General features: G+C 72.7%; 19 protein-coding genes. 6 read left to right on the forward strand and 13 right to left on the reverse strand.

Going from position 1 to position 25,165, the window contains the following annotated elements; translation table 11 throughout:
- Nucleotides 1-51: 51 nt before the first annotated feature.
- Nucleotides 52-1,095 carry a ketopantoate reductase family protein gene (locus tag OG310_RS06865; protein WP_329454984.1) on the reverse strand — a complete coding sequence of 348 codons (1,044 nt, stop codon included), beginning with the start codon at nt 1,093-1,095 and terminating at the stop codon, nt 52-54.
- Nucleotides 1,096-1,431: 336 nt separating this feature from the next.
- Between OG310_RS06865 and OG310_RS06870 the strand changes: the two genes are divergently transcribed.
- Complete coding sequence (locus OG310_RS06870; RefSeq protein ID WP_329454985.1) at nt 1,432-2,931, forward strand: alkaline phosphatase family protein; 1,500 nt, start codon at nt 1,432-1,434, stop codon at nt 2,929-2,931.
- Nucleotides 2,932-3,195: 264 nt separating this feature from the next.
- Here the strand turns inward: OG310_RS06870 and OG310_RS06875 are convergent, their stop codons facing one another.
- From OG310_RS06875 to OG310_RS06905, 7 genes are all read right to left on the reverse strand, one after another.
- The gene (locus tag OG310_RS06875; RefSeq protein WP_329454986.1) at nt 3,196-3,690 is read right to left on the reverse strand and encodes a potassium channel family protein; all 495 of its coding nucleotides are present in this window, start codon (nt 3,688-3,690) and stop codon (nt 3,196-3,198) included.
- A gap of 222 nt (nt 3,691-3,912) precedes the next feature.
- Nucleotides 3,913-7,281 carry a lectin gene (locus OG310_RS06880; protein ID WP_329454987.1) on the reverse strand — a complete coding sequence of 1,123 codons (3,369 nt, stop codon included), beginning with the start codon at nt 7,279-7,281 and terminating at the stop codon, nt 3,913-3,915.
- Nucleotides 7,282-8,219: 938 nt separating this feature from the next.
- A complete protein-coding gene (locus tag OG310_RS06885) occupies nt 8,220-9,155 on the reverse strand; it encodes an aldo/keto reductase (RefSeq protein ID WP_329454988.1) in 936 nt (311 codons plus the stop codon).
- A gap of 179 nt (nt 9,156-9,334) precedes the next feature.
- Entirely contained in the window at nt 9,335-9,874 is a 540-nt protein-coding gene (locus OG310_RS06890) for a universal stress protein (protein ID WP_329460055.1), read from the reverse strand.
- A gap of 19 nt (nt 9,875-9,893) precedes the next feature.
- Nucleotides 9,894-10,388, reverse strand: coding sequence for a GNAT family N-acetyltransferase (locus OG310_RS06895; protein ID WP_329454989.1), 495 nt, complete (start codon nt 10,386-10,388; stop codon nt 9,894-9,896).
- A gap of 57 nt (nt 10,389-10,445) precedes the next feature.
- Nucleotides 10,446-10,862 carry a hypothetical protein gene (locus tag OG310_RS06900; protein ID WP_329454990.1) on the reverse strand — a complete coding sequence of 139 codons (417 nt, stop codon included), beginning with the start codon at nt 10,860-10,862 and terminating at the stop codon, nt 10,446-10,448.
- 201 nt (nt 10,863-11,063) lie between these two features.
- Nucleotides 11,064-12,782, reverse strand: coding sequence for an IlvD/Edd family dehydratase (locus OG310_RS06905; protein ID WP_329454991.1), 1,719 nt, complete (start codon nt 12,780-12,782; stop codon nt 11,064-11,066).
- A gap of 536 nt (nt 12,783-13,318) precedes the next feature.
- On the opposite strand from OG310_RS06905, the gene OG310_RS06910 reads away from it, so the two are divergent.
- Nucleotides 13,319-14,158 carry an ABC transporter ATP-binding protein gene (locus tag OG310_RS06910; RefSeq protein WP_329454992.1) on the forward strand — a complete coding sequence of 280 codons (840 nt, stop codon included), beginning with the start codon at nt 13,319-13,321 and terminating at the stop codon, nt 14,156-14,158.
- Here the strand turns inward: OG310_RS06910 and OG310_RS06915 are convergent.
- Together OG310_RS06915 and OG310_RS06920 are read right to left on the reverse strand one after the other, a co-directional pair.
- On the reverse strand, nt 14,127-14,510 hold the full coding sequence (locus OG310_RS06915; protein ID WP_329454993.1) for a nuclear transport factor 2 family protein: 384 nt from the start codon (nt 14,508-14,510) through the stop codon (nt 14,127-14,129). The genes OG310_RS06910 and OG310_RS06915 overlap by 32 nt on opposite strands.
- Nucleotides 14,503-15,051 (reverse strand): DUF1697 domain-containing protein, encoded by a 549-nt coding sequence (locus OG310_RS06920; protein ID WP_329454994.1) that lies wholly within the window; start codon nt 15,049-15,051, stop codon nt 14,503-14,505. The genes OG310_RS06915 and OG310_RS06920 overlap by 8 nt, the downstream gene beginning before the upstream one ends.
- A gap of 331 nt (nt 15,052-15,382) precedes the next feature.
- On the opposite strand from OG310_RS06920, the gene OG310_RS06925 reads away from it, so the two are divergent.
- Nucleotides 15,383-16,249, forward strand: coding sequence for a phosphotransferase enzyme family protein (locus OG310_RS06925; RefSeq protein ID WP_329460056.1), 867 nt, complete (start codon nt 15,383-15,385; stop codon nt 16,247-16,249).
- A gap of 24 nt (nt 16,250-16,273) precedes the next feature.
- Here the strand turns inward: OG310_RS06925 and OG310_RS06930 are convergent, their stop codons facing one another.
- Both OG310_RS06930 and OG310_RS06935 read right to left on the reverse strand, forming a co-directional pair.
- The gene (locus tag OG310_RS06930; protein WP_329454995.1) at nt 16,274-16,999 is read right to left on the reverse strand and encodes a 3'-5' exonuclease; all 726 of its coding nucleotides are present in this window, start codon (nt 16,997-16,999) and stop codon (nt 16,274-16,276) included.
- Nucleotides 17,000-17,130: 131 nt separating this feature from the next.
- On the reverse strand, nt 17,131-18,369 hold the full coding sequence (locus OG310_RS06935) for an SAV2148 family HEPN domain-containing protein (protein ID WP_329454996.1): 1,239 nt from the start codon (nt 18,367-18,369) through the stop codon (nt 17,131-17,133).
- A gap of 356 nt (nt 18,370-18,725) precedes the next feature.
- On the opposite strand from OG310_RS06935, the gene glgX reads away from it, so the two are divergent.
- From glgX to treY, 3 genes are all read left to right on the forward strand, one after another.
- Entirely contained in the window at nt 18,726-20,876 is a 2,151-nt protein-coding gene (gene glgX / locus OG310_RS06940; RefSeq protein ID WP_329454997.1) for a glycogen debranching protein GlgX, read from the forward strand.
- 193 nt (nt 20,877-21,069) lie between these two features.
- Nucleotides 21,070-21,861, forward strand: coding sequence for a GNAT family N-acetyltransferase (locus OG310_RS06945; protein WP_329454998.1), 792 nt, complete (start codon nt 21,070-21,072; stop codon nt 21,859-21,861).
- 193 nt (nt 21,862-22,054) lie between these two features.
- On the forward strand, nt 22,055-24,427 hold the full coding sequence (gene treY, locus OG310_RS06950) for a malto-oligosyltrehalose synthase (RefSeq protein ID WP_329454999.1): 2,373 nt from the start codon (nt 22,055-22,057) through the stop codon (nt 24,425-24,427).
- Nucleotides 24,428-24,559: 132 nt separating this feature from the next.
- On the opposite strand, the gene OG310_RS06955 is transcribed toward treY, so the two are convergent.
- Entirely contained in the window at nt 24,560-25,108 is a 549-nt protein-coding gene (locus tag OG310_RS06955; RefSeq protein ID WP_329455000.1) for a DUF1707 and FHA domain-containing protein, read from the reverse strand.
- Nucleotides 25,109-25,165 lie beyond the last annotated feature (57 nt).

Consider the following 25,165-nt stretch of genomic DNA (forward strand, 5'->3'; position numbering starts at 1 on the left):
GGCACCGGTGCCCCGCCGGCCCCGTCGACGCCTGTCCCCCCGCCCCCGCGATCAGGCGCCCGCCGCGCCCGGGGCCCTGCGCGCGGGAGGGGTGAGCGCGGCGGCGGCCTCGTCGATGCGCTGCCTCAGTTCGGCGGCGGGCAGGGAGCCGGCGGGGCGGTGGCCGGCGGCGAACGCGTCCGCCAGGCGCTGCAAGGTCTCGTTGACCGGGGTGGCCACGCCGTGCAGGCGGCCGAGCAGGACGATCTCGCCGTTGAGGTAGTCCGTCTCGATCGTGCCGGTGCCGCGGGTCAGGGACTGCCAGGACGACCCGCCGCCGCGCCGCGCGCCGGTGAACGGGTCGAAGTGGATGAGGGCGCGCGCCTCGTCCTGCTCCGCCTGCGTGGCGCAGTCGACGCCGGCGGCGGCCAGCACCGCCCAGCCCTCGGCGAGCGCCCGCTGGTGCACCGCCTTGGCGTCCTCGTCCGCGACCGGCGAGAGGGCCTCGATCGCGTTGGCGAGGTTCGCGAGCAGCTTCGCGTATTTCCACCGCATCGCGTCCGGCACCACGGGGGCGAGCAGCCGCGCCTTCTCCAGGTCCGCGCCGACGGCCCGCGCGGTGTCGTCCGTACCGGAGGGGTAACGGCCGAAGTGCAGGATGCCGGTGTACGGGGTGCTCGGCGCGAGCACTTCGCCCGGTTCGACGTGCGTCGCGGGCAGCCAGACGCACATGGCGTACACGTGCCGGAACAGGCGCAGGGCGAGACGCTCGCTCTCCACGCCGTTCTGCGCGCACACCAGGGGCAGCCGCTCCCCCGCCGTGCCGCCGCCCGACACCGGCCGGCCCGCCCAGGCGGTCAGCGCGGCCAGGCTGTCCTGGGTCTTCACCGCCAGCACCAGTACGTCGTCCGGGCGCAGTTCGAGGTCCTGCGGCCCCTCGGCCACGGGGATCCGGTGGACCCGCGTGCCCTCGGGTGTGGTGAACGTCAGGCCGCGATCACGCAGCACCTCGAAGTGGGCGCCGCGCGCGACGAGGACGACGTCCGTGCCCGCCTCGGCGAGCCGCCCGCCGATGCTGCCGCCGACGGCGCCCGCCCCGATGATGATGTACCGCATGCCGGTCCCTTCCGCCTGTCGGCCGGTGTGGAGCAGTCAGGGGCCTTACGGGGCCCCGGTGACCGCCATCCTGCCAGGGCGCGGCGGACCCGGCGAGGCGTCAGGAACGAGCGGGCCGACCGTGTGGCGGGCCGCCCGCCCCGCCCCCCAGGTGGCCGCCCGCCGAGCGGGCGGCCAACTCACGGTGTCCTGACGCAAGTTGTTGGTGGGGCCACTGATCTCTTCTGCGGCTGTTCTCGTCCCGGCCACCCGTGGCACGGAGTGCCTGCACCCGGCGGCGCAATCCTTTCGGAGCCCCAGAAGTCGGCTCATCGCCGAGTTGAAAGGAACTTCGGAATGAACGACGAAGCTGCGGAGAACACGACCCCCCGCTCCGGCCTGACACGACGCAGACTCCTCGGTTCCGCCGCGACCGTCGGCGCGCTCGCCGCCGTGGACGCGGCCCTGCCGAGCAACGTACGCAAGGCCGTCGCCGCCGGCGCCGCCAAGGGCGGAAAGCTCTCCGACATCAAGCACGTCGTGCTGCTGATGCAGGAGAACCGCTCATTCGACCACTACTTCGGCACCCTGTCCGGAGTGCGCGGCTTCAGCGACAACAAGGCCGTCACCCTGCCCAACGGCGACCCGGTGTTCAAGCAGCCCGACCCCACCGGCGCCCAGGGCTACATGCTGCCGTTCCACCTGCAGACGAAGACCACGTCGGCACAGGCGATCCCGTCCACGAGCCACGCGTGGGACGTGCAGCACGCGGCCTGGAACGGCGGCAGGATGGACAACTGGCTGCCGGCCCACCGCGCCGCCGACGGCAACACCAACGGTCCCTACACCATGGGCTACTACACCCGCGAGGACATCCCCTTCCAGTACGCCCTCGCCGAGAACTTCACCCTGCTCGACAACTACCACTGCTCGGTGATGGGCCCGACCCACCCGAACCGCTACATGTGGATGAGCGGCACCATCGACCCGAACGGCCTGCACGGCGGCCCGGCGCTCGACAACGGCGCGCCGGCCGGCACGTACTCCTGGACGACCTACCCGGAGCGCCTGCTCAACGCCGGTGTGAGCTTCAAGTTCTACCACTCGAACGCCGACGGTACGGGCACCGACCAGATCCACCACATGGCCCAGTACATGGCGCTCTCGCCCGACTCGCAGCTGTACCAGCAGACCGTGGCAACGTCGCCGCTCGGCCAGTTCCAGTACGACGCGATGAACGACAAGCTCCCGACGGTCAGTTGGATGTTCCCGCCCGGGGGCCTCGACGAGCACCCCGCCAACCTGCCCGCCGCGGGTGCCCAGTTCGTGGCAAGCATCGTGGATGCGATCGCCGCGAACCCGGACGTGTGGGCCAAGACCGTCTTCATCCTCTCCTACGACGAGAACGACGGTCTCTTCGACCACGTCGTCCCGCCGACCCCGCCGGCCGGCACGGCCGACGAGATCGTCACCAAGACCTCCCCGACCGGTGTCGACGGCGCCGGGCTGCCGGTCGGCCTGGGCTTCCGCGTCCCCTGCATCGTCGTGTCGCCGTGGACCGTGGGCGGCTGGGTCAGCTCCGAGGTCGCGGACCACACCTCGCAGCTGCGCCTGCTGGAGAAGATCACCGGCGTCAGGGAGCCCAACATCAGCCAGTGGCGCCGGCGCAAGGTGGGCGACCTGACGTCCGCCTTCCGCTTCAGCGACACCACCAAGAAGTTCCCCGCGCTGCCGGACACCAGCGGGCAGTACAACCTGGCGCAGTACGAGGTCAGTCAGCTGCCGAAGCCGACGACCCCGCCGGCCACGCAGACCATGCCGCGCCAGGAGCCCGGCACGCGTCCGCACGTATCCTGACCCACTCGTCCACCGCCGGCCCCCACCGGCGGCGTCGTACGCACACCGCAGGGCCCCCGCGAGTCACGTCCTCGCGGGGGCCCTGCGGCCTACCGCCCGCACACGGCACCGAGAAGACGATCACGGGAAGGTGCGCCGAGCTGATTCCAGGCTATTGCACCTCTTCCGCAGATGCATCCGCTTGGCAACAAGAGCCGAGAACCCGGAGGCCGCGACCGACGCGACACGGGGCCGCGCGGGCCTCCCCGCGGATCAGCGGGAGGCTCATGGCCGGGGGCCGCGCCCCTCGCGGACCAGTTCCTCCAGCCGGTCGAACCGCCGGTGCAGCGCCTCGACGTCCGTCGACGCTTCCGCCCGGCCGCGATGCCCGGCACGCCGCAGCACCCTGCCCGCCCTGCGCAGGTCGCGTGCCGCGCCGCCGACGAACCAGGTGGCGAGGGCAGCCGTGAGAATGCCGAACAGCGAGATCCCGACGAGCATCACCACGCCCGCGATGATCCGGCCCCAGAGGGTCACCGGGTACAGGTCGCCGTAGCCGACCGTCGTCGCCGTCTCCAGCGACCACCACAGCGCACGGGGGTACGAGGTGATGCTGGCGCCCGGCGCGCCCCGCTCCGCGGGTACCACCAGCCAGGACCCGACGAGCAGCACCACGAGCGTGATGACGACGGCCCACAGGGAGGCACGGACGTGGGTGCCACGCCTGCGGGCTCCCACCAGCCACTGCGACAGGACGGCGAAGAAGGACGGCTGCTGCATGCGGCACCTCTCGTGAACAGGCTCGACCTGCCCGTCGAAGCTACCCGCCGCACGACGGCGCGCGACGCGCGACGGGGCCGGTCCCGCGGGGCGAAACACGCCCCGCGGGGCCGGCCCCTGGGCCGCGAGCGGCACCGGAGCGGGCGGCTGGGCGGCCGCCCCCTCCGGTGCCGGACCGGGTGCCGGGCCCAGTGGCTGCCCGGCACCGCCCTTATCGCGTTGTCACTTGCCGAAGCCGAACGCGAAGACGTGTGCCCCGGAGTTCGGCAGGGTGACCGAGGCCACCTGCTTCGCCGGGTCGAGGGGCACCGTGGTGGAGAAGACGTACGCCTTCACGCTGTCCTTGCCGCCGCTTCCCGTGTCGCGGTAGCTCGTCGTGATCGCCTCGGTGTCACCCGCGACGGGCTTCGAGCCACCGGCGCCGAGCGTCCAGTCGGAGAAGGTCACCGGGGCCTGCGCCGTGGTGCCGTCCGTGTACGTCACGGTCAGCGCGCCGCTGACGCCGCTGCCGTCCGTGGGCGCGTTGGTCGCCGAGCCGAGCAGGCCCAGCGAGGAGCCGGTGGAACCCTGGACCATCGGAATGGTCTGGCCGGCCATCTCGATGTTGTCGGGCTGGCCCGACTTCACCGTCGGGAAGGTGTAGTCGATGCCGTCCGCGCTGACCTTCGCACCGCTGGTGGCTCCCGCGGCTTGCAGCGCGTTCTGCGAGTAGGCCCAGCCACCGCCGTCGAAGCCTCCGTTGAAGCTCGCGCCGTCGGGGTAGATGCCCTCGTTCGTGGAGTAGGGCCACAGCTCGCCCGGCTGAGCGACGGCGACCCGCAGGGCCGCCGTTCCCACACTCGCCCCGGTCGCGTGGTCGGTGAGCGCGAACGTGACGGAGTAACTGCCCTCGTCGGTGGGCGCGGTGACCTTGAAGTCGGCCTTGGCGCTGCCCGACGCCGGCACACTCAGCGAGCCGGACGTCGCGGAGAGCGTCACGCCGGTGGGCGCGGTCGCCTTCCAGTCGACGGTGGCCGCCTTGGCGCCGAGGTTGGTCAGGTTCAGCGTGCCGTCACCCGAGGCGCCGGGCGCCAGGATGAGACCGCTGCCCGGGCCGGTCGCCGCGAGGATCTTGCCGCCGCCCGTGGTGTCCGACGGCGGGACGGAGCCGGCCGAGGAAGCCCAGGACTTGTTGGGCGTGGTGCCGAGCGCCCAGTCCATCGTGCCGGCCTTCTTCATCTGGTCGAAGGTCAGCCAGGACTGCTTCCACTCCTTGCCCTTCACGTCCAGCGACTGGACGTAGGGGGCCTTCGTGGCGGCCTTCGGGGCGTTGATCGCGAGCTTCTTGCCGTTCGCGAACGTCACCTGCGCCACGGGGAAGACCGGGCTGCCGAGGGCCAGCGTGTCGGTGCCCGGGGTCTCCGGGTACATGCCGAGCTCGGACCAGACGTACCAGGAGCTCATCGCGCCGAGGTCGTCGTTGCCGAAGGAGCCGACCGGGGCGTTGAAGTACAGCTTCTGCTGCGCCTCGCGGACCGCGGCCTGCGTCTTCCAGGGCTGCGCCAGGTAGTCGTACTCCCACGGGATCTCGACGCTGGGCTCGTTGCTCAGGTCCGCGTCGGTGCTGGTGGGTGCGGTGATGTTGTCGAGCAGCCCGTCGAGGTAGGACGAGTAGGCCTTCTTGCCACCGCGGGCCTGGATCAGCTGCTGCAGGTTGAACGGCACCATCGGCGTGTACTGGGCGGAGCTGCCCTCGACGAAGCCGTTGGAGGTGCCGGGGGTGAAGCCGCCGGCGAACTGGCCGTCCTGGTTCCTGCCCTGGATGTAGCCCGTCTGCGGGTTGAAGACGTTCATCCAGTCCTGGGCGCGGGTCGCGAACTTGGTGTAGACGGCCGTCTTGCCGAGCGACTTGGCGAAGGACGCGAGCGCGTAATCCGCGCTGTCGTACTCCAGCTGCGTCGAGACCGGACCGTAGAAGTTGCAGCAGCCGTAGTCGCTCTCGTCGAGCGGCAGGTAGCCCTTGGCGTCCCGCACCGACTCGCCGGGGCGGTCGTTGTTCGGGACGGTCGCCTCGTGCTGCATCGCGGAGAGCGCGTGAGCGGTGTCGAAGTCGCGGGCACCGAAGGCGTACGCGTCGGCGATGATGCCCGCGGCCGGGTCACCGACCATGACGTAGCTCTCGCCGTTGTTCGACGCCCACTTGGGCAGCAGGCCCGTCTGGTCGTAGCCGTTGAGCATCGAGGTGACGATGTCGCTGGTGACCTTCGGCTCGACGGTCGCCATCAGCTGGGTCTGGGAGCGGTAGGTGTCCCAGGCCGAGTAGTTGGCGTACTGCGCCTTCTGCCCCTTGGCCAGCTGGTGGACCTGGTTGTCCATGCCCATGTACTGGCCGTTGTCGTCGGAGTAGACGTTCGGGTGCAGCAGGGAGTGATACAGCGCGGTGTAGAACTGCGTCTGCTGGTCCGCGCTGCCGCCGCCGACGGCGATCTTGCCGAGGACGCCGTTCCAGGCGTCGTGGTTGGCCTGCCGCATCCCGTCGAAGTCGAAGCCCTTGACCTCCGTGGAGAGGTTCGAGGCGGCGTTCGCGTCACTCGTGTACGAGATGCCGACGGACGCGGTCACGGTCGGGTCCGCGGACGTGTCGAACGTCAGGTACATCCCGTTCGCGCCGGACGTGGGCGGCTGGGCGGCCTTGGCGTTCTTCGTCGCGGCCGTGGCACCGGCCTTCGCGCCCTGGGCGGCCGTGTGCACGCTCGGGGACGGGGCCGCGGGAACGGTGAAGTTCTTCTCGTGCAGCGCCTTCTCGGGGTGCTGGCTGAGTGTCTGCTGGGCGGCGCCCTGCTTGAGGGCGGTCGCGTTCTTGTTGATCGTGGAGCCGACCCAGGTGCCGCTGCCGGTGAACGCGTGGTTGAACTTGATGTCGAAGTGCAGCGTGTACCTGTTGCCGGCGCCGCAGAAGTGGCCGCTGTCGATCGAGCCGCTGATCTCCTTCTTGTTCACCACCTGCACGCGGGTGCCGTCGACCTGGGTGGCACCGCCGCTGAGCTTGAGCAGCAGGTTGGACTGCTGGCCCGCGGGGAAGGTGAACTTCCCGAGCCCGGCCCTGGTGGTGTCGGTCAGCTCAGTCTTGACGCCGTTCGCGTCGGTCACACCGTAGTAACCGATGCCGGCCTGCTCGTCGTCATGGCTGAACTGGGCCGAGGTGGAACCCAGGTTGCCGGAGAGCGCTCCCGTGGTGGGCAGGATGGGCAGGTCACCCGCGACGCCGCAGCCGGGGCCCGAGACGTGGGTCAGGCTGAAGCCGGAGAGCTTGTTGTCGTTGTACTCGTAGCCGCCGCCCGAGGGCCGGTCGGGGGTGGTGTCCGGGCCCCACTGCATCATGCCGAACGGCATGTCGGGCCCCGGGAAGTCGTCCACGGCACCGGAGGTCCCGATGAGCGGACTCACCAGGGACGCGGGGTCCGTGACGAGCTTGGGGGTGGCGGCCGAGGCGCTGGAGGTCAGCGCCTGCAGCGGCAGGACGGCGAGCCCGAGGACGGACACCAGGGCGAGGCGTCTGCGATATCTGCGGGTGTGGGGAGAAGTGGGAGATGAGGGGCTGCTGTTGACCATTCGATTGCCTCCGCAGCGGGTCGTGCGACGCACAGGACGTGCCGGTGGACGAAGGCACCAGAGGGAGGTGCCGCCGTCCGAAAAGGGCAGCGATGTCGTGATCCGATAGTCTGACAACGTTGCCACTCTGCACGAGTGACGAGTGAAACGTGGATGGTGATTGCGTGTCAACGCCATCAACGTGAGTTTCTCGGCGGACCTTTCGGGGGAGCCGGCCCCGGCGCCGATTACCCCTCGCACCGGCACGAACGGGGTGAGAAGCGGAGCTTCACCCCGCCATGGGGCCCGCGTCGACCCCGTACGGGCGCCGCCTACGGGCGTCACGGGCCGACCGGCACGCCGCACCGGGAGGGGCAGCACCGCGCCGGCACGGGCGTCTCGGGCCCGCGCGCGGAACCCGACACGCGCTCCGACCGGCCCCGCGACCATCGCGTCCCGTCGGCCATCCGCCCGTCCGACGGGACGCGCGACGGCGTGTCGCACAAGGGCCCACCGACGCGCCAGGGGCGCCGATCGCCCGACCGCGCCCGCGCGGACGGGCGTTCGGCGCGGCCCGTGTCCGGCGGGGTGTGCCCCTGCCGGACATCCGCGCGTGTTCGTCAGCGCCCGCCCGAGCGGGAGTTGGACGCGCCTGTCTCCGACTGCGCAGGGCGCTCGCGGTGTTCGGCTCGGTAGGTCTTCGACAGGGGCCGCCCGCCCGGGGGTTCGGCCCGGCTCGGCCGGACCCTGTCCTTCGTGGGAGTGGCTCGTCGAGCCGGCCACGGGGTCGGGTGGAGGGAGTCGGATCGTTCCGACGGGTCGGGGCAGATCGCCTCGCCTGGTGGAGCGCACTCCCTCGCACCGCTCGTTCCGCACACCCCGCCCTGGAACGAGGTGCGGCGTCCCTGCCGGGGGTGCGGTCCGATTCCGGATGATCAGGTTCTGCCCGGCGTGCGGATTCAGGGAACGAGGTGGCCCGCGGCGCGGAACAGTTCGTACCACTCGGCCCGGGTGAGTCGGAGGTCCGAGCCCTGGGCGGCGCCCGCGACGCGCTCCGGGCTGGTGGTGCCGAGCACGACCTGCATCCGAGCGGGGTGGCGGGTGATCCAGGCGGTCGCGATCGCGATGGCCGGGACGTCGTACTGGGCGGCGAGGCGGTCGATCACGGCGTTGAGCTCCGGGTAGTCCGGCGAGCCGAGGAAGACACCGGTGAAGAAACCGGCCTGGAAGGGGGACCACGCCTGGATGGTGATGTCGTTCAGACGGCAGTAGTCGACGATCCCGCCGCCGTCGAGGTCGATCGCCTGCTGCTCCGCGAGCATGTTCGCGGAGACCCCTTGAGCGATGATCGGCTCGTGGGTGATCGAGAGCTGGAGCTGGTTGGCCACGATGGGCTGACGCACGTACCTGCGCAGCAGGTCGATCTGGCGCGGGGTCTGGTTCGAGACACCGAAGGCGCGCACCTTGCCCGAGGATTCCAGCTCATCGAAGGCGCGGGCCACCTCTTCGGGCTCGACCAGCGCGTCGGGACGGTGCAGCAGCAGGATGTCGATGCGGTCGGTCCCCAGGGCCGCGAGTGACCCCTCGACCGATTCGACGATGTGCTCGTAGGAGAAGTCGTAGTACGGACCGTCCGGCACGATCCCCGCCTTGGTCTGGATCGTGATCTCGTCGCGCTGCGACGGGCTCAGCGCCATCGCCTCGGCGAAGCGGCGTTCGCAGCCGTGCAGCTCGCCGCCGTAGACGTCGGCGTGGTCCACGAAGTCGATACCCGCGTCACGCGCGGTGCGGACGAGTTCGCGGACCTCCTCGTCGCTCTTGTCGGCGATGCGCATCAGACCGAGCACGACGTTCGGGGCGAGGATGTCGGTGCCGGGCAGGGTGAAGGTCTTCACGGCGGTTGTCCTTTCAGATGTTCAGGTCTGCACAGTACAAGCGGGGCCTGCGCGCCCTGCGGGGGCGGAGGGTCCATCGGCGGTGAGCGCGAACCCGGCGGCGGCCGGCGCGTCCCGGCGCGGCACGCCGCTCGGCTCAGGGGCGCGCGTCCGGCCGCGCGGGTCCCCGGGCCCGCGTGTCACGGACGGCGCGGGGGCGCGGGCGGCGCTGGGGGCGGGCCGTGCGGGCCCGGCGGCTCTGGCGGCTCCGGTGGCATGGTCGTCAGGTCCGGGGCGCTCTCCGGCCAGACCAGGAGGACCTGGCAGGGCGCGTGGTCCACGACGAAGCGGCTCGCGGGCCCGAGACTGTGCGGGCCGAGCCGTTCCCGGTCGCCGTCGCGCGCCAGCACCAGCAGGTCCGCGTCGCGTGCGGCGGCCACGACCTCCCGCTCCACCCGGCCCGACACCGCCCGCGTGGCGCACGGTCTGCCGAGCCGCTCGGCCGCCTCGGCGAGGAGTTCGGCGGCGGACCGGGCCTCCAGGTCCTCCAGCGCCCGGCCCGGGTCGTGGGCGGCCCGGCCCCGGCCGAGGAGGCCCGCGAAAGCACCGTGCGCGACGCCCGGCACCTCGATATCGCTCACGTGCAGCAGCGTCAGGGACGCGCCGTCCGGCGCGTGGGAGCGTACGGCGTCGACGCAGGCGGGCCAGGTGCCCTCGACGATCCAGGCGATCACGGTCACGGTCACGCCGTACAACCTGTCACACGACGGGCCGATCGAGGCAGTGCACCGTGACCGGGTTGCCGTGGAGCTCGTCCTCGCGCAGCGGTGCGAAGCCGAGCCGCCGCGCGACACGCGTGGACGGGGTGTTGCCGTGCCGGATCATCGCCGTGACGTACGGGACGTCGAGGGTGCGCCATCCCCAGACGAGGCAGGCGCGTGCCGCCTCCGTCGCGTAGCCGTTGCCCCAGCTCTGCGCCGCGAAGGTCCAGCCGAGTTCGGTCTCGTCGTAGCACTCCCAGTACTGCAGTCCGGTGCGTCCGATGAAGGCCCCGGTCTCCTTCAGCTCCACCGCGCACAAGCCGTGTCCGCGCTCGGTCCACTGGCGTTCGATACCGGCGAGCCGCTCCTCGGCGCGCTCGCGGGTGTACGAGCCGACGAAGCGGCTGACCCGCTCGTCCGCGTGCAGCGCGACGAGCAGGTCCGTGTCCGCGCGTGTCAGGGGCCGCAGGACCAGCCGTTCCGTCTCGATCATGCCTACGACCGTACGGTCCCCGCCGTGGCGGCCGGCGGAGTCCCCCGCGCCGGACACTCAGCGCCGGCGCACCTGGACCGCCCGGGTCAGCGCCGCGCAGAGCGCGTACGCCGCGAGGAAGGCCGCGTACGCCGCGTCGCCTTGGCCGCTCGACAGGAACGACTGGCGGAAGGCGATGTTGACGAGGACCCCGCCGAACGCGCCGATGGCCCCCGCGAGTCCGATCAGCGCGGTGGTCCGCCGGCGTGCCGTGCCCTCGGCGGCCTCCGGCGCCGGCTCGCCGGCCGCGACCGCCGCACCGGCCCGCGCCTGCTGCGCGGCCGGGATCATCTCGTACGTCGAACCGTTGCGGACACCGCTGAGCAGGAACAGCGCGACGAAGCCCGCCATGGACAGCGGCAGCGAACCGGCCCGCGACGCCGTGAGCACGAGCGCCGCTCCCCCGGCCATCGCGAGGAAGGTCCACAAGGTCACGCGAGCCCCGCCCCACCGGTCCGCCATCCGCCCGCCCACCGGCCGGGTGAGCGAGCCGAGCAGGGGACGGGCAGGGCGGCTTTGGCCCGCGCGGGCCACAGCCCCCACCGCCCCCGCGGGCGCCACGCGTCGGGCACCGGGCACGGGCCGGCCCGGCCGCGCTCCGGCGACGACCGGCCGCCGCCCGCCCCCGGCGCCGCCTCAGTGCGACTCGCGGCCGACCACCGGGCCCGTCGCGCCGGTCAGGAAGTCGAGATCCGCTCCGGTGTCGGCCTGGCCGACGTGGTCGACGTACAGCCGTTCCCAGCCGCGCGCCGGTGCGGCGTAAGCGTCCGCCGTGGCCCGGTCCGGTGTGCGCGCCGCGAGTTCGTCGTCCGGGACGTCGAGCGTCAGCTTGCGCGCCCCGACGTCGAGTTCGATGACGTCCCCGCTGCGCACCAGGGCGAGCGGGCCGCCCGCGGCGGCCTCCGGCGCGACGTGCAGGACCACTGTCCCGTAGGCGGTGCCGCTCATCCGCCCGTCGCACACCCGCACCATGTCCCGTACCCCCGCGGCCAGGAGCTTCTTCGGCAGCGGCATGTTGGAGACCTCCGGCATGCCGGGATAGCCCTTCGGTCCGCAGCCGCGCAGGACGAGGACCGAGTCGGCGTCCACGTCGAGGTCCGGGTCGTCGACGCGGGCGTGGAAGTCCTCGATGCTGTCGAAGACGACGGCGCGCCCGCGGTGGCGCAGCAGGTGCGGCGAGGCCGCCGCCGGTTTGATGATCGCGCCGCTCGGTGCGAGGTTGCCGCGCAGCACGGCGATGCCCGCCGCCTCCTTCAAGGGGCTCTCGCGGACCCGGATGACCTCCTGGTCCCAGATCCCTGCGTCGTCCAGGTGGTCCACGAGCGGCCTGCCGGTCACGGTGAGCGCGCTCGGGTCGAGCAGGTCGCGCACTTCCCGCAGCACGGCGAGCAGGCCACCCGCGCGGTGCAGGTCGTCCATCAGGAACCGCCCGGCCGGCTGGAGGTCCACGAGCAGCGGTACGCGCGCGCCGATCCGGTCGAAGTCGTCGAGCGTCAGGCCGACACCGAGGCGGCCCGCGATCGCCAGCAGGTGCACGACGGCGTTGGTGGACCCGCCGATCGCGGCGAGCGCGACGATCGCGTTGTGGAAGGAGGCGCGGGTCAGCAGGGTGCTCGGCGTGCGGTCCTCGCGTACCAGCTCGACCGCGAGTTTCCCGGTGGCGTGCGCGGATTCCAGCAGCCGGCTGTCCGGCGCGGGGGTGCCCGCGATACCGGGCACGACCGTGCCGAGCGCCTCGGCGAGCAGCCCCATGGTGGAGGCGGTGCCCATGGTGTTGCAGTGGCCCTTGCTGCGGATCATCGCCGACTCGGAGCGGATGAAGTCCTCACGGCTGAGCGTCCCGCCGCGCACCTCCTCGCTGAGCCGCCACACATCGGTGCCGCAACCGAGCGGCGTGCCGCGGAAGGTGCCGGTCAGCATGGGTCCGCCGGGCACGACGACGGCGGGCAGGTCCACCGAGGCCGCGGCCATCAGCAGGGAGGGGATGGTCTTGTCGCAGCCGCCGAGCAGGACCACCCCGTCGACGGGGTTGCCGCGCAGCATCTCCTCGGTGGCCATCGCCGCCATGTTCCGCCACAGCATCGCGGTCGGCCGCAGAAGCGTCTCGCCGAGGGAGACGACGGGCAGGTTGAGGGGAATGCCGCCGGCCTCGTGGATGCCGTCCCTGACCGAGGAGGCGACCTCGTTCAGATGCGCGTTGCAGGGGGTGAGGTCGGACGCGGTGTTGGCGATGGCGATGTGCGGCCGGCCGGAGAACGCGTCGGACGGCAGCCCCCTGCGCATCCAGGCCCGGTGGATATAGCCGTCGCGGTCGTCGCCGCCGTACCAGTGGGCGCTGCGAAGCTGCGACGTCATGGTGGTCTCGACCTCCGGGAGGGGCGGCGTACGGGCAGGTGCGGGCGGCACGGGGACGGGCGGCACGCGTACGGGGCTCGGGGGCGAGTACGCGGTCAAGATCAACGACTGTACGCGCCGGGCCCCGGCCCGGGAAGACGGCCCGAGGGCGGCCGTTCGATGTCGCCGGACGGCCACCGGAGCACGCCCGCCGGACCCTGACGCACCTGCCCGGAGCGCGTCACCGCAGGTCCCAGCGGTGTCGCCGGCTCACCGGGGCCCGAGGCGGCAGGCAGCGTGCCGGTACGATCGGGAGGTGCCGGCCCGGGCCAGGGCCCCCGTCGGCCGGCCGTGAGTGACGGTGTCCCCGACCGGGACCGGCCGCACGCACGGCCACGGCGCACCGGCGGGCGAACCGCCACCGGCCCGCCGCACCCGCCGTCCGCCGGGGGCACGAGCCCCGCGGCGTGACCCGCGCCGGAGACACCGGACGCACGAGGGGATCACGGACGCGCCCCCGCGCGCCCACCACGAGCCGACCGAGGAGCACCACCCGGATGACCGTCGAGGACACGGCGACCGAACCGCCCACCGTCGTGAAAGTGACCGATATCGATGTCGTACGGCAGGGCAGACTGCTGCTCGACTCGGTCTCGATGACCGTGCGCGGCGGTGAGCACTGGGCCCTTCTCGGCTCCAACGGCGCGGGCAAGTCGACCCTGCTCGGCATGGTCGGCGCGCAGACGCACCCCACGCGCGGCACGGTGGAGGTGCTGGGCCGCACCCTGGGCCGGGTGGACCTGCGGGAGCTGCGGACGTCCATCGGGCACGTCAACCCGCGCCATCCGCTGCGCTCGCCGCTGCGGGTCGCCGATGTCGTGATGACCGGTCTGACGAACTCGACCGAACCGGTGCCGCGCTGGTCGCCGCCGGCCGGGGAAGCCGAGCGCGCGCTGCGGCTGCTCGCCATGCTGGGCATGGGCGGCAAGCAGGACGCGCGCTGGCCGACCCTCTCGCAGGGCGAGCGGGGCCGCACGCTCATCGCCCGCGCGCTGATGCCCCGGCCCCGGCTGCTGCTGCTCGACGAACCGGCCACCGGCCTCGACCTCGCGGCCCGCGAGCAGTTGCTGAGCGCCCTGGACGCGCTGCGGCTCGACCACCCGGAACTGGCGACGGTCCTCGTCACCCACCATCTGGAGGAACTGCCGGCGTCCACCACGCACGCGATGCTGCTGCGCGAGGGACAGTGCGTGGCGGCGGGGCCCGCTCAGGAGGTGCTGACCACGGACCAGGTCAGCAAGTGCTTCGACCACCCGGTGCGGCTCTCCCGCACCGATGGGCGCTGGACGGCGCGGGCGGCCCGGGTCAGTCCCTCGGAGGTACTTCCTCAGGGGTGAAGGCGGTGCCCTGGTGGAAATAGAGAAGCCATTCGTCGCCGTGCCGCCGCCACACCGAACTGCGGTGCGCGCGGCGGCCGTTGACGTCCGCGTCAAAGGTCACGTGCACCACGTCGGGGGCGAGCTGCACAGCCTGGAGTCCCGAAACGGTGGCGGGCGGGGCGGCGGGGCCCCTGGCGCGCAGTTCGCTCATCAGCGTCTCGCGGTCCCAGGTCCGCCCCGACGAGCCGAACGAGCGGAAGTCGGGGTGCAGCAGCGCGCCGAGCAGGACGGGTGAGCTCTGCACGGCCGGGTCGAGGAAGCACAGTTCGGCCTCGATGGCGGCCGCCGTGGCGGGCGAGGGGTCAGCCATGAGTGAGCTCCACCAGCTTGACGACGGTGTTCCAGTTGCGGCTGGTGGCGACCGAGCCGGGGAACAGGGCCGGCCGGCCCAGCACCACGGCGAGCTTGGAGCGGCCCACTCCGTCGGGGGCGTACAGGTACACCGCCCGGTCACCGAGCCGGAACTCGTCGGGAAGGTACGCCGCGGCATCGAGGCCGGCGAACCGTTCCGGGTCGACCGGCTCGGACACGTAGGTGACGTGCAACTGCCGGCCCTCCAGCGCGTCCGCGTCGAAGGGGCAGGCGTCGACGACGGCCCGGAGGTACGCCGCGTCGCGCACGACACAGCCGACCTCGAAGCCGAACCGCTCCAGGAGCGCGGCCTCGATCCCGGCGCGCAGCGTCCGCTCGTCCCCCTGCGCGCTGCGGAACACGGCGTTGCCGCTCTGCAGGTGCGTGCGGACGTCGTCGTGGCCCAGCCCGCCGAGGACCTCGCGCAGTGCCGCCATGGGGACCTTCCTGCGGCCCCCCACATTGATCCCGCGCAGGAGTACGGCATACGACGTGGTCATGAAAACACGATAGGACCACCGGGGCGCCCCCTGTGCCAGGCACGAGCGGCCCGATCCCACCGCGCGGCACGAGAACGGCGCCCCGAGGACGGCACGGGGCCGGCCGGCGCGACGGGCGCCGCCGCGGAGGGCCGGCCGGCGAGACACCGCCGGCACCTCCTGCGGGCCGGGCGCGAGGACGTCGGCCGGGTGCGTGAGCGAGGCCGGGCACGGCGAGCCGGACCGGACGCGGCCGTCAGGGCCGGGTGCGGCGAACAGGACGGCCCGGCGGGATGAGAGGGTGGTCGGCCGGGGAACCTGCCGGCGGCACAGTGAGCGAGTGATCACCACCATGGACGAGGCCAGGGCCAGAGACATCCTGCACGCGGCGGGACTGCCGCACGCGGCCGAGCTGATCGCGCTCGGCGAGAACGCGGTCTTCAGGACCCGGGACCTCGTGGTGAAGGTGGGCCGGGACTCCGCGGCCGCCCCCGAACTGCTGCGGCGCGCGCAGCGCGAGGTGGCGCTCGCCGGATGGCTCGCCGACGCGGGCGTGCCCACGGTGCGCGCCGCGGAGCCGCACGCCAGGACCGTGGAAGGGCATCCGGTGACGCTCTGGCACCGGCTGCCGGACGCCGTGCGGCCGGCGGTGCCCGCCGACCTGGCACCGCTGCTGCGCCAGGTGCACGCGCTGCCCGCGCCGGACGGCTTCACGCTGCCGCGCCGGGAACTGCTCGGCGGCGTCGAGCGCTGGCTGCGGCTGGCCGGGGACGCCATCGACCCGGCGGACGCCGCGTACCTGCGGGAGCGCAGGGACGGCTTCGCGGGCCGGGCCGCCGCCCTGGCGCCGCGTCTGACGCCGGGCCCGATCCACGGCGACGCGCTCCCCCGCAACGTCCATGTGACCCCGGCCGGCCCCGTCCTGGTCGACCTGGAGACCTTCTCCAGCGATCTGCGCGAGCACGACCTGGTCGTCCTCGCCCTCTCCCGCGACCGGTACGGCCTGGATCCCCTCGCCTACGACGAGTTCACCGCCGCGTACGGCTGGGATGTGCGCACCTGGGACGGCTGTGCCGTGCTGCGCGGGGCGCGGGAGACCGCGAGCTGCGCCTGGGTCGCCCAGCACGCTCCGGCCAACCCGGCGGCGCTCGCCGAGTTCCGACGCCGGGTCGCCTCGCTGCGCGCCGAGGATCCGGCGGTCCGCTGGTACCCCTTCTGAGCCGCCGCTCCCCCGCTCGCCGCCTCAGCGACCGGGCGGCGTGCCGGTGGCCCGTGGTGCGAGCCCGGCGCGCAGCGGCCAGTCGCGGTCGACCGTGGCCTCCGTGTTGCCCTTGCGGCGCAGGAACCCCTCGAAGTCCTCGGCCCATTCGGCGTACCAGGTGATCTGACGCCCGTGCAGTTCCTCGGCGCTCAGCACCGCCACCGCCGGGTGCCTGGCCGCTATCGCGGTGGCCACCTGCACCGCCGCGAGCGCGTCCGCCGCCGCCTGGTGTGCCCCGTCGAGCACCACGCCGTACTCCCCGCACACGGCCTCCAGGGTGCGCTTGCCCTTGCGGTAGCGGTCGACGGCGCGGTCGATCGTGTACGGGTCGATCACCGGCCCGAGCGGGCCGAGCGGTGCCAGGCCGTGCCGCCGCAGCTCCGCGCTCAGCAGCGTCAGGTCGAACGCCGCGTTGTACGCCACCACCGGAACACCGCGCGCCCACGCGTCCCGCAGCGCGTCGGCGACCTCCGCCGCCACCTCGCGCACCGGCCTGCCCTCGGCTGCCGCCCGCTCACTGCTGATGCCGTGCACGGCGGATGCCTGGGCCGGGATCACCACCCCGGGATCCGCCAGCCAGGTCCGCCGGTCCACCACCGCGCCCCGGGCGACCTCGACCACCGCCGCCGTCACGATCCGGGCCTCCAGCGGTTCGGTGCCCGTCGTCTCCAGGTCGAAACCGGCCAGCGGTCCCCCGTGCCACGTCATCCTGACTTCCCCTCACCGTGCGGTCCTGCTGCCCCGTTGTGTGCTGTCCTGTCGTTCCCCGTTGACCACACCCTCGCACGGGGGACTGACAACGCCGGCGGGGCGGCCCCGCCGCCGCCGGGGACGAGCCGTCAGGACACCGGGCGCGAATCGGCCCAGACCGTCTCGAACTCCTCGCGGTACACCTCGAACAGGCCGTGCTCCGTCTCCCGCCCGGAGCGCACCACCTCGCGCCCGCCGCCGCGCAGCACCAGCACCGGCGTCTCCATGCCGCGCGCCGTACGCAGGTACGACTGGACGACGGCGAGCCCGCCCGGGCCGTCGCCGTCGACGAGGTACGCGGTGAAGCGGGGCGTCTCGTCGAAGACGTGTATCTCGAAGGCGCCGGGGTCGCGGAGCTTCGACCTGACCCGGCGCATGTGCAGGATGTTCATCTCCACGGTCCGGCTCAGCTCGCCCTTGCGCAGGCCCAGCTCGCGCTCGCGGCGCTTGACGTCGCCGCTCGCCGGGTTCAGGAACAGCAGGCGTATACGGCAGCCGGACTCGGCGAGCCTGATCAGCCGGCGTCCGGAGAAGTTCTGCACGAGCAGGTTGAGGCCGATACCGATGGCGTCGACCCGGCGCGCCGCGCCGAACAGATCCTCGGCGGGGAACTCGCGCTGGAGCCTGACCCGGTCCGGGTGGACGGACACCACGTCCGCGTAGCGGTCGCCGACCAGGTCCTCGACGGCGTCGACCGGCAGCCGGTCCCCGTCGGCGGGCGCCCCGGCGCCGGTGCCGTCGACCATCGCCAGCAGCCGGATCGAGGCCCGTTCCGCCTGCGCGAGGACGGTCTCGGACAGGGCGCGGTTGCGCGAGACGACGTTGCGGGCGACCTCCAGCTCGTCCAGGACGAGCTCCAGTTCCCGCCGGTCGGCCACGTACGGTTCGAAGCAGGGCCAGTGCTGCACCATCAGCTCGCGCAGCTGGGGAAGGGTGAGGAAGCTGAGGACGTTGTCGTCGGCGGGGTCCAGCAGATAGCCCTTGCGCCGGGAGACCTCGCGTACGGCGGCGGCGCGCTGCACCCACTCCTGCCCGGCCGGTCCCGCGGCGGCGATCACCCAGTCCTCGCCGTGGTGCGGTTCGTAGATGGGCCGCAGCACGGCGGCCACCACGGCGCGCATCCGCTGCTCGACGAGATTGAGCCAGATGTAGGCACGGCCGGCCCGCTGCGCGCGGGTACGCACCTGCGCCCACGCGTCCGCGTCCCAGTTCAGCTCCGCGCCGATCTCCATCGGGCGCGCGACGGACACCGCCCCCGGCGGGATGTCGCCTGCGTCCCCGCCGTGACCCGGGTCACCAGGGGGTAGCTCCAGCCCTCCCGAGCTCACCCGCGCACCGCCCCTTTCCCACCCTTTCGGGGATCTTCCAGTGATCAAGGAAGATTACTCCGAGGATCCCGCACGCCGCATCAGGAACGACCGTCTCGTTTCCCAACTCGCCCCTTCGTGGCCGATGTTCCCCAGCCACCACGCCCGGTATCGTCCCGCTTGTGCCTGGTTGCGGCTGGTATGCGCCCCGCGTGCGCGGGGGGCTTCCTGAGGTGTTCCGTACGAGACGACGACGCCGGGGCACATGGCGCAGGCATCCTCCGGGAACGGGGGTGCTAGGTACTGACCCGACTTTCGGGGAAGATCTGCGACAAGAGACCGGCACCACCCGGATCAGAAATGGAAGAGTTTCGTCTATGCAGATCTGGCCGGGGCAGAGGTACCCGCTCGGCGCCACGTACGACGGCGCAGGCACCAACTTCGCGGTCTACTCGGAGGCCGCCGACCGGATCGAGTTGTGCCTCCTGCACGACGACGGCTCCGAGACGGCGGTCGAGCTGCGGGAGACCGACGCGTTCGTCCGGCACGCCTACCTGCCCGGCGTGATGCCGGGCCAGCGGTACGGCTTCCGCGTGCACGGGCCCTACGCGCCGGAGAACGGGCAGCGCTGCAACTCCGCGAAGCTGCTGCTCGACCCGTACGCGCGCGCCATCAGCGGCGAGATCGCCTGGGGCGAGGAGGTGTACGGCTACCACTTCGGCAAGCCAGACTCCCGCAACGACATGGACTCGGCGCCGCACACCATGACGTCCGTCGTGGTGAACCCCTACTTCGACTGGGGCAACGACCGGCCACCGCGCACCGAGTACCACCGCACCGTCATCTACGAGGCCCATGTGAAGGGCCTGACGATGCTGCACCCGGCGCTGCCCGACGAGCTGCGGGGCACGTACGCGGGACTCGCGCACCCCGCGGTGATCGAGCACCTGACGGAGCTGGGAGTGACGGCGCTGGAGCTGATGCCCGTACACCAGTTCGTCAACGACCACCGGCTCGCGGACGCGAACCTCGCCAACTACTGGGGCTACAACACCATCGGCTTCTTCGCCCCGCACAACACGTACGCCTCCTGGGGCGACCGGGGCGAGCAGGTGCTGGAGTTCAAGCAGGCCGTGAAGGCGCTGCACGAGGCGGGCATCGAGGTGATCCTCGACGTCGTCTACAACCACACGGCCGAGGGCAACCACCTGGGACCCACGCTCTCCTTCCGGGGCCTGGACAACCCGCAGTACTACCGGCTCACCGACAACCCCCGCTATTACATGGACACGACGGGCACCGGCAACTCCCTGCTGATGCGCTCCCCGCACGTACTCCAGCTGATCATGGACTCACTGCGCTACTGGGTCACCGAGATGCACGTCGACGGCTTCCGCTTCGACCTCGCGGCGACGCTGGCCCGCCAGTTCCACGAGGTGGACCGGCTGTCGTCGTTCTTCGACCTGGTCCAGCAGGACCCGGTGGTCAGCCAGGTCAAGCTGATCGCCGAACCCTGGGATGTCGGCGAGGGCGGCTACCAGGTCGGCAACTTCCCGCCACTGTGGACCGAGTGGAACGGGATGTACCGCGACACCGTACGGGACCTCTGGCGCGGCGAGCCGCGCACGCTGGCGGAGTTCGCGTCCCGGCTGACCGGCTCGTCGGACCTCTACCAGGACGACGGCCGGCGCCCGCTGGCGTCGATCAACTTCACCACCTGCCACGACGGTTTCACGTTGAACGACCTCGTCTCGTACAACGACAAGCGCAACGCGGCCAATGGCGAGGACAACCGGGACGGCGAGAGCTACAACCGGTCGTGGAACTGCGGCGCCGAGGGCCCCACCGACGACACGGGCATCACGGAACTGCGCAACCGCCAGATGCGCAACTTCATCGCGACGCTGCTGCTCTCGCAGGGCGTGCCGATGCTCAGCCACGGCGACGAGTTCGCCCGCACCCAGGGCGGCAACAACAACGCGTACTGCCAGGACAACGAGATCTCCTGGGTGCACTGGCCCGATCCGGAGGCCAAGGCCGAGGACGGCAGTGCCGTGCCCGAACCCGAGGGCGAGGGGATGCTCGCCTTCACCCGGGCGATGGTGGGGCTGCGCCGCGACCATCCGGTGTTCCGGCGGCGCCGCTTCTTCCACGGCCGGCCGGTCGAGGGAACCCACGACGAACTCTCCGACATCTCCTGGTTCACACCCGAGGGCGAGGAGATGAAGCAGCAGGACTGGCAGGCGTCCAGCGCGAGCGCGATGACGGTGTTCCTCAACGGCCACGCCATCTCCGAGCCCGGCCCGCGCGGCGAGCGGATCGCTGACGACTCGTTCCTGCTGATGTTCAACGCGAGCCCGGACGACCTGGAGTTCCTGCTGCCCGTCACCCACGGCAGGCAGTGGCAGGTCGTGGTGGACACGGCACGCCCCGACGGGGTACCGCCCGGTCAGGGCCCGAAGGCGGACGGCGGCGAGCGGATCACGCTGATGAGCCGCAGCATGACGGTGCTGATGCGGCCGGCGTGAGCGGCCCTCGCCCGCGTCCCGCGTGAGCGGCCCTCGCCGGTGCGCGCGCCCGGGCCCGCCGGCGGGAGTGGACGGTGGCCCGCCCGGGAGCCGGGGGGCCGCCGGGAGCCCGGCCCCGGGACATCGCGGGCCACGGCCCGGCCGCCGGTCAAATCCGGTTGCCGGGCCGGGACCGTGGTGATGCAGTGCGGGAATGGATCACACCGAGGTACTGGCACTGTTCGACCGGCAGATGCGGCGGGAGGCCGAGCCCGACGGCCCCGGCGCCCTGGTGGAACGCGGCGCGTCCAGCGTGCGGCAGAGCGGCGGTGACGAGGACTGGAACGGCGTGCTCTGGTCGGACCTGGACGCGTACTCCGCGGACGCGGAGATCGCCGCGCAACGCGCGTACTTCGCGGCGCGGGGCCGCCCTTTCGAGTGGAAGCTCTACGCCCACGACACGCCGTCCGACCTGGGCAGCCGCCTCTCGGCGGCGGGGCTTGCGGCGGAGCCCGCGGAGACCCTGATGGTCGCCGGTACCGCGGCGGTCGTGGACGCCATGGCGGACTTCCGGCTGCCGGAAGGCGTGGAGCTGGTGCCGGTGACGGACGCCGCGGGGGTCGCACGGATGGCCGCCGTCCACGACGAGGTGTTCGGTCCCGGCAGTTCGTCCTTCCGGGAGCGGCTCGCCCGCCAGCTCGCCGAGGAGCCGGACACGGTCTCCGCCGTGCTCGCGGTCGCGGGAGCGACGCCGGTATGCGCCGCCCGGATGGAACTGCCGCCGGGGAAGGAGTTCGCGAGCCTGTGGGGCGGCGGTACGCTGCGTCAGTGGCGGGGCCGCGGCATCTACCGGGCGCTGGTGGCACAGCGCGCGCGGATCGCGGCCCGGCGCGGCTACCGGTTCCTCCAGGTCGACGCGTCCGAGGACAGCCGTCCCATCCTGGAACGGCTGGGCTTCGCCGCACTGACCACGACCACGCCGTACGTGTACGACCCGGACGCGTGAGGCGTCCCCGTACCTGGCCGAAGTTCTCCCTACGCGACCACCGGACGTACGAGTGACCGAATCCGAAGCCGAATCCGCCGCCGCCTCCGAGGCCGACGACGGGGCCGGTGCCGATCCCCCCGCACGTGCCGATTCCGCCGGCGAATCCGCCGGAGAAGACACAGAACGCGCCGCACGGGGTACGTACGTGACCATGACGCCCTCCGCGACCTACCGGCTCCAGCTCCGGCCGGACTTCCCTTTCTCGCTGGCCGAGAAGTCCGTGCCCTACCTCGCCGCGCTCGGTGTCTCGCACCTGCACCTGTCCCCCGTGCTGGAGGCGGTGCCGGGATCCACGCACGGCTACGACGTGGTCGACCACGCCTCGGTACGGGCCGAGCTCGGCGGCGAGGAGGGGCTGCGGCAGCTCGCGCGGCGCGCCCGCGAGCACGGGCTCGGCATCGTCCTGGACATCGTGCCGAACCACATGGCGATGTCGCCCCGGCACAACCGGGTGCTGCGGGAGGTGCTGCGGCAGGGCGAGTCGTCGCCGTACGCCCGCTGGTTCGACATCGACTGGGCGGCCGGCGACGGGAAGATCCTGCTGCCGGTGCTGCCGGGGCCCGTGGGCGGCGAGCTCGGCGCGATGCGCGTCGAGGACGGCGAACTCCACCACGGCGAGCAGCGCTTCCCCCTCGCGCCGGGCACGGAGGGGCTGCCGCTGCCCCGGCTGCTGGACGCCCAGCACTACCGGCTCGCCTGGTGGCGCCTGGCCCGTACGGAACTGAACTACCGCCGGTTCTTCACCATCTCCGACCTCATCGGGGTACGGGTGGAGGACCCCGACGTGTTCGCGGAAAGCCACGCGAAGATCCTGGAACTCGTACGGGACGGGGTGGTGGACGGCCTCAGGATCGACCATCCGGACGGCCTCGCCGACCCGGAGCGCTACCTGCGCCGGCTCGGTGAGGCGACCGGCGGCTGCTGGACGGTCGTCGAGAAGATCCTCACGGGTGACGAACGGCTCCCGGCGACGTGGCCCGTCGCGGGCACCACCGGCTACGACGCGCTGCGCCGCGTCGACGGGCTGTTCACCGACCCGGTCGGCGCGGAGCAGCTGGAGCGGCGCTTCCGCGAGGTCGTGGCGCCCGCGGAGGACCGCGGGGGCCACTGGGAGCCGACGGTGCGCCGCGCCGCGTACCGGGTGCTCCTGCACGAACTGGCCGCGGAGACCGCGTACCTGGTCCGCACGGCGCGCCGCGTCTGCGCCGCGGACCCGGCGCTGCGCGACCACGCGCCGTGGGCGCTGGAGACCGCCATCAGGGAACTGCTGGTGCGGATGGAGCTGTACCGGCCCTACGTGACGCCCGGCGGGCCACGTACCGAGGCGGCGACGGCCGCCGTGTCCGAGGAGGCGGCTCGGCAGGCGAAGGCGGTCTTCGCGGTGCCCGAGGAGGCCACCGCGGTCGACGTCGTACGCGAACTCGCCCTGGGCGGCCTCGGGGACGGCCCGGACCAGGTGGCGTTCTGTGCCCGGTTCGCGCAGACGGCGTCGGCCCTGCGCGCCAAGTCGGTGGAGGACACCGCGTTCTACCGGTTCATGCCGCTGAGCTCGGCGAACGAGGTGGGCGGCGAGCCTGCCCGGCCCGCCGTGAGCCCGCGGGAGTTCCACGCGTTCTGCGAGCGCATCGCCCGCGACTGGCCCGCCACCGGCACGGTCCTGACGACGCACGACACGAAGCGCAGCGCGGAGGTGCGGGCCGGTGTCGCGGTCCTGTCGCAGTGCCCGCGCTGGTGGGACGACCTGCTGGCCCAGGTCTCCGGCGTCGTCTCGCCGGACCCGCTGGTCGCCTGGCAGGCCTGGCAGACGGCGCTCGGCTTCACCCCGTCCGGGGACTCGTCGGACGTCGACACGGCGCTCGCGGCTGCTCCCGACGGGGAACGGATGGAGGGCGCGCTGCTGAAGTCCGTGCGGGAGGCGGGCCTGCGCACCACCTGGACCGAGGGGGACGCGCGGTTCGAGCAGGCGGTGAAGGACTTCGTCGCGGCAGGTCCGGCGGGCGCGGCCCGTCGCACGGTCGCGCACTTCACCCGCGCCCTCGACCCGTACGTGCGGGCCGCCTCGCTCGGCGCGGCGCTGGTGCATCTGACGATGCCGGGCGTACCGGACCTCTACCAGGGCACCGAGCGTGAGTACTACGCACTGGTCGACCCGGACAACAGGGCGCGGTTCCGGCCCGGTGCGCCGGACGAGAAGACCGTCGTCACCACGGCGGCGCTGCTGCTGCGCCGCGAACGCCCCGGCGTCTTCGGCGAGTCCGGCACGTACGCGCCCGTCGACGCGACGGGCCCCGCGGCCGGGCACTGCCTGGCGTTCAGCCGCACCGGCGAGGTGATCACGGCGGTCACCCGCCTGCCACTGCGCCTCGCCGAGGCGGGCGGCTGGGCGGACACGGCGCTGCCGCTGCCGCCCGGCCGCTGGCGCGACGTCCTCGCGGCGCCGCCGCGGGTGTACGAGGCGTCCTCGGTCCCGCTGACCACCCTCTTCCAGGACCGTCCGATCGCGCTGCTGGCCAGCGAGAACTGAGTCCGGGACGCCCGGCGGGGCCCCGGACGCACGCCCGGGACGCACCCGTGGTGCGCGGGCGGGCCGAGCGCCGGCGGCGCGGCTCCGCACCCCGTCGGGCCCGGTGTCCGGCCCGGACCGGCGCCCGGTCTTTCAGTGGGTGGAGATGCGGAAACTCATCCGGCCGAAGCTGACCTGGTCCCCGTCGGCGACGACGGTCGTGCTGACGACCCTGCGCCCGTTGACGGTCGTGCCGTTGGTCGAACCCAGGTCCCGCAGGACCCAGAGCCCGTCCTGGCTCATCAGCTCGGCGTGGTGGCGGGAGACGGTGTCGTGCGTGAGGCGCAGACCGTTGGCCGGATCGCGGCCGATCCGCAGCGGGTACGGGGCCGGCTGCGGCAGCAGCAGCTTCGGCAGCCGCTCCGCCTGCCACGCCGTGCGCAGCCGCAGCGAGAACGACGACAGCCGGCCGACCGCGCCGAACAGCCGCCGGGAGAACCGTCCTTCGGACTCCAGATCGGCCGTCAGGAGCTTCAGCTCGTCGGCCCTGCGGGCTGAGAGCACCAGGTCCATCCGGCGCAGGAACGTGTCCTGCGACAGCTTCCCCGCCGCCACACCCTCCCTCAGCACCGCCAGGACACGGTCGCGCTCGGCGTCGGAGGGCCGCGCCGGGTACACGGGTTGGTCGAAGGAGGACGTCACACAGCAGATTGTCGGGCCGACGGGCCGCAGGTGTCCAGACGAGACGGCGCCAGGCCC

Origin of the sequence: Streptomyces sp. NBC_01497, from assembly GCF_036250695.1 — a bacterium.
Lineage (GTDB): Bacteria > Actinomycetota > Actinomycetes > Streptomycetales > Streptomycetaceae > Streptomyces.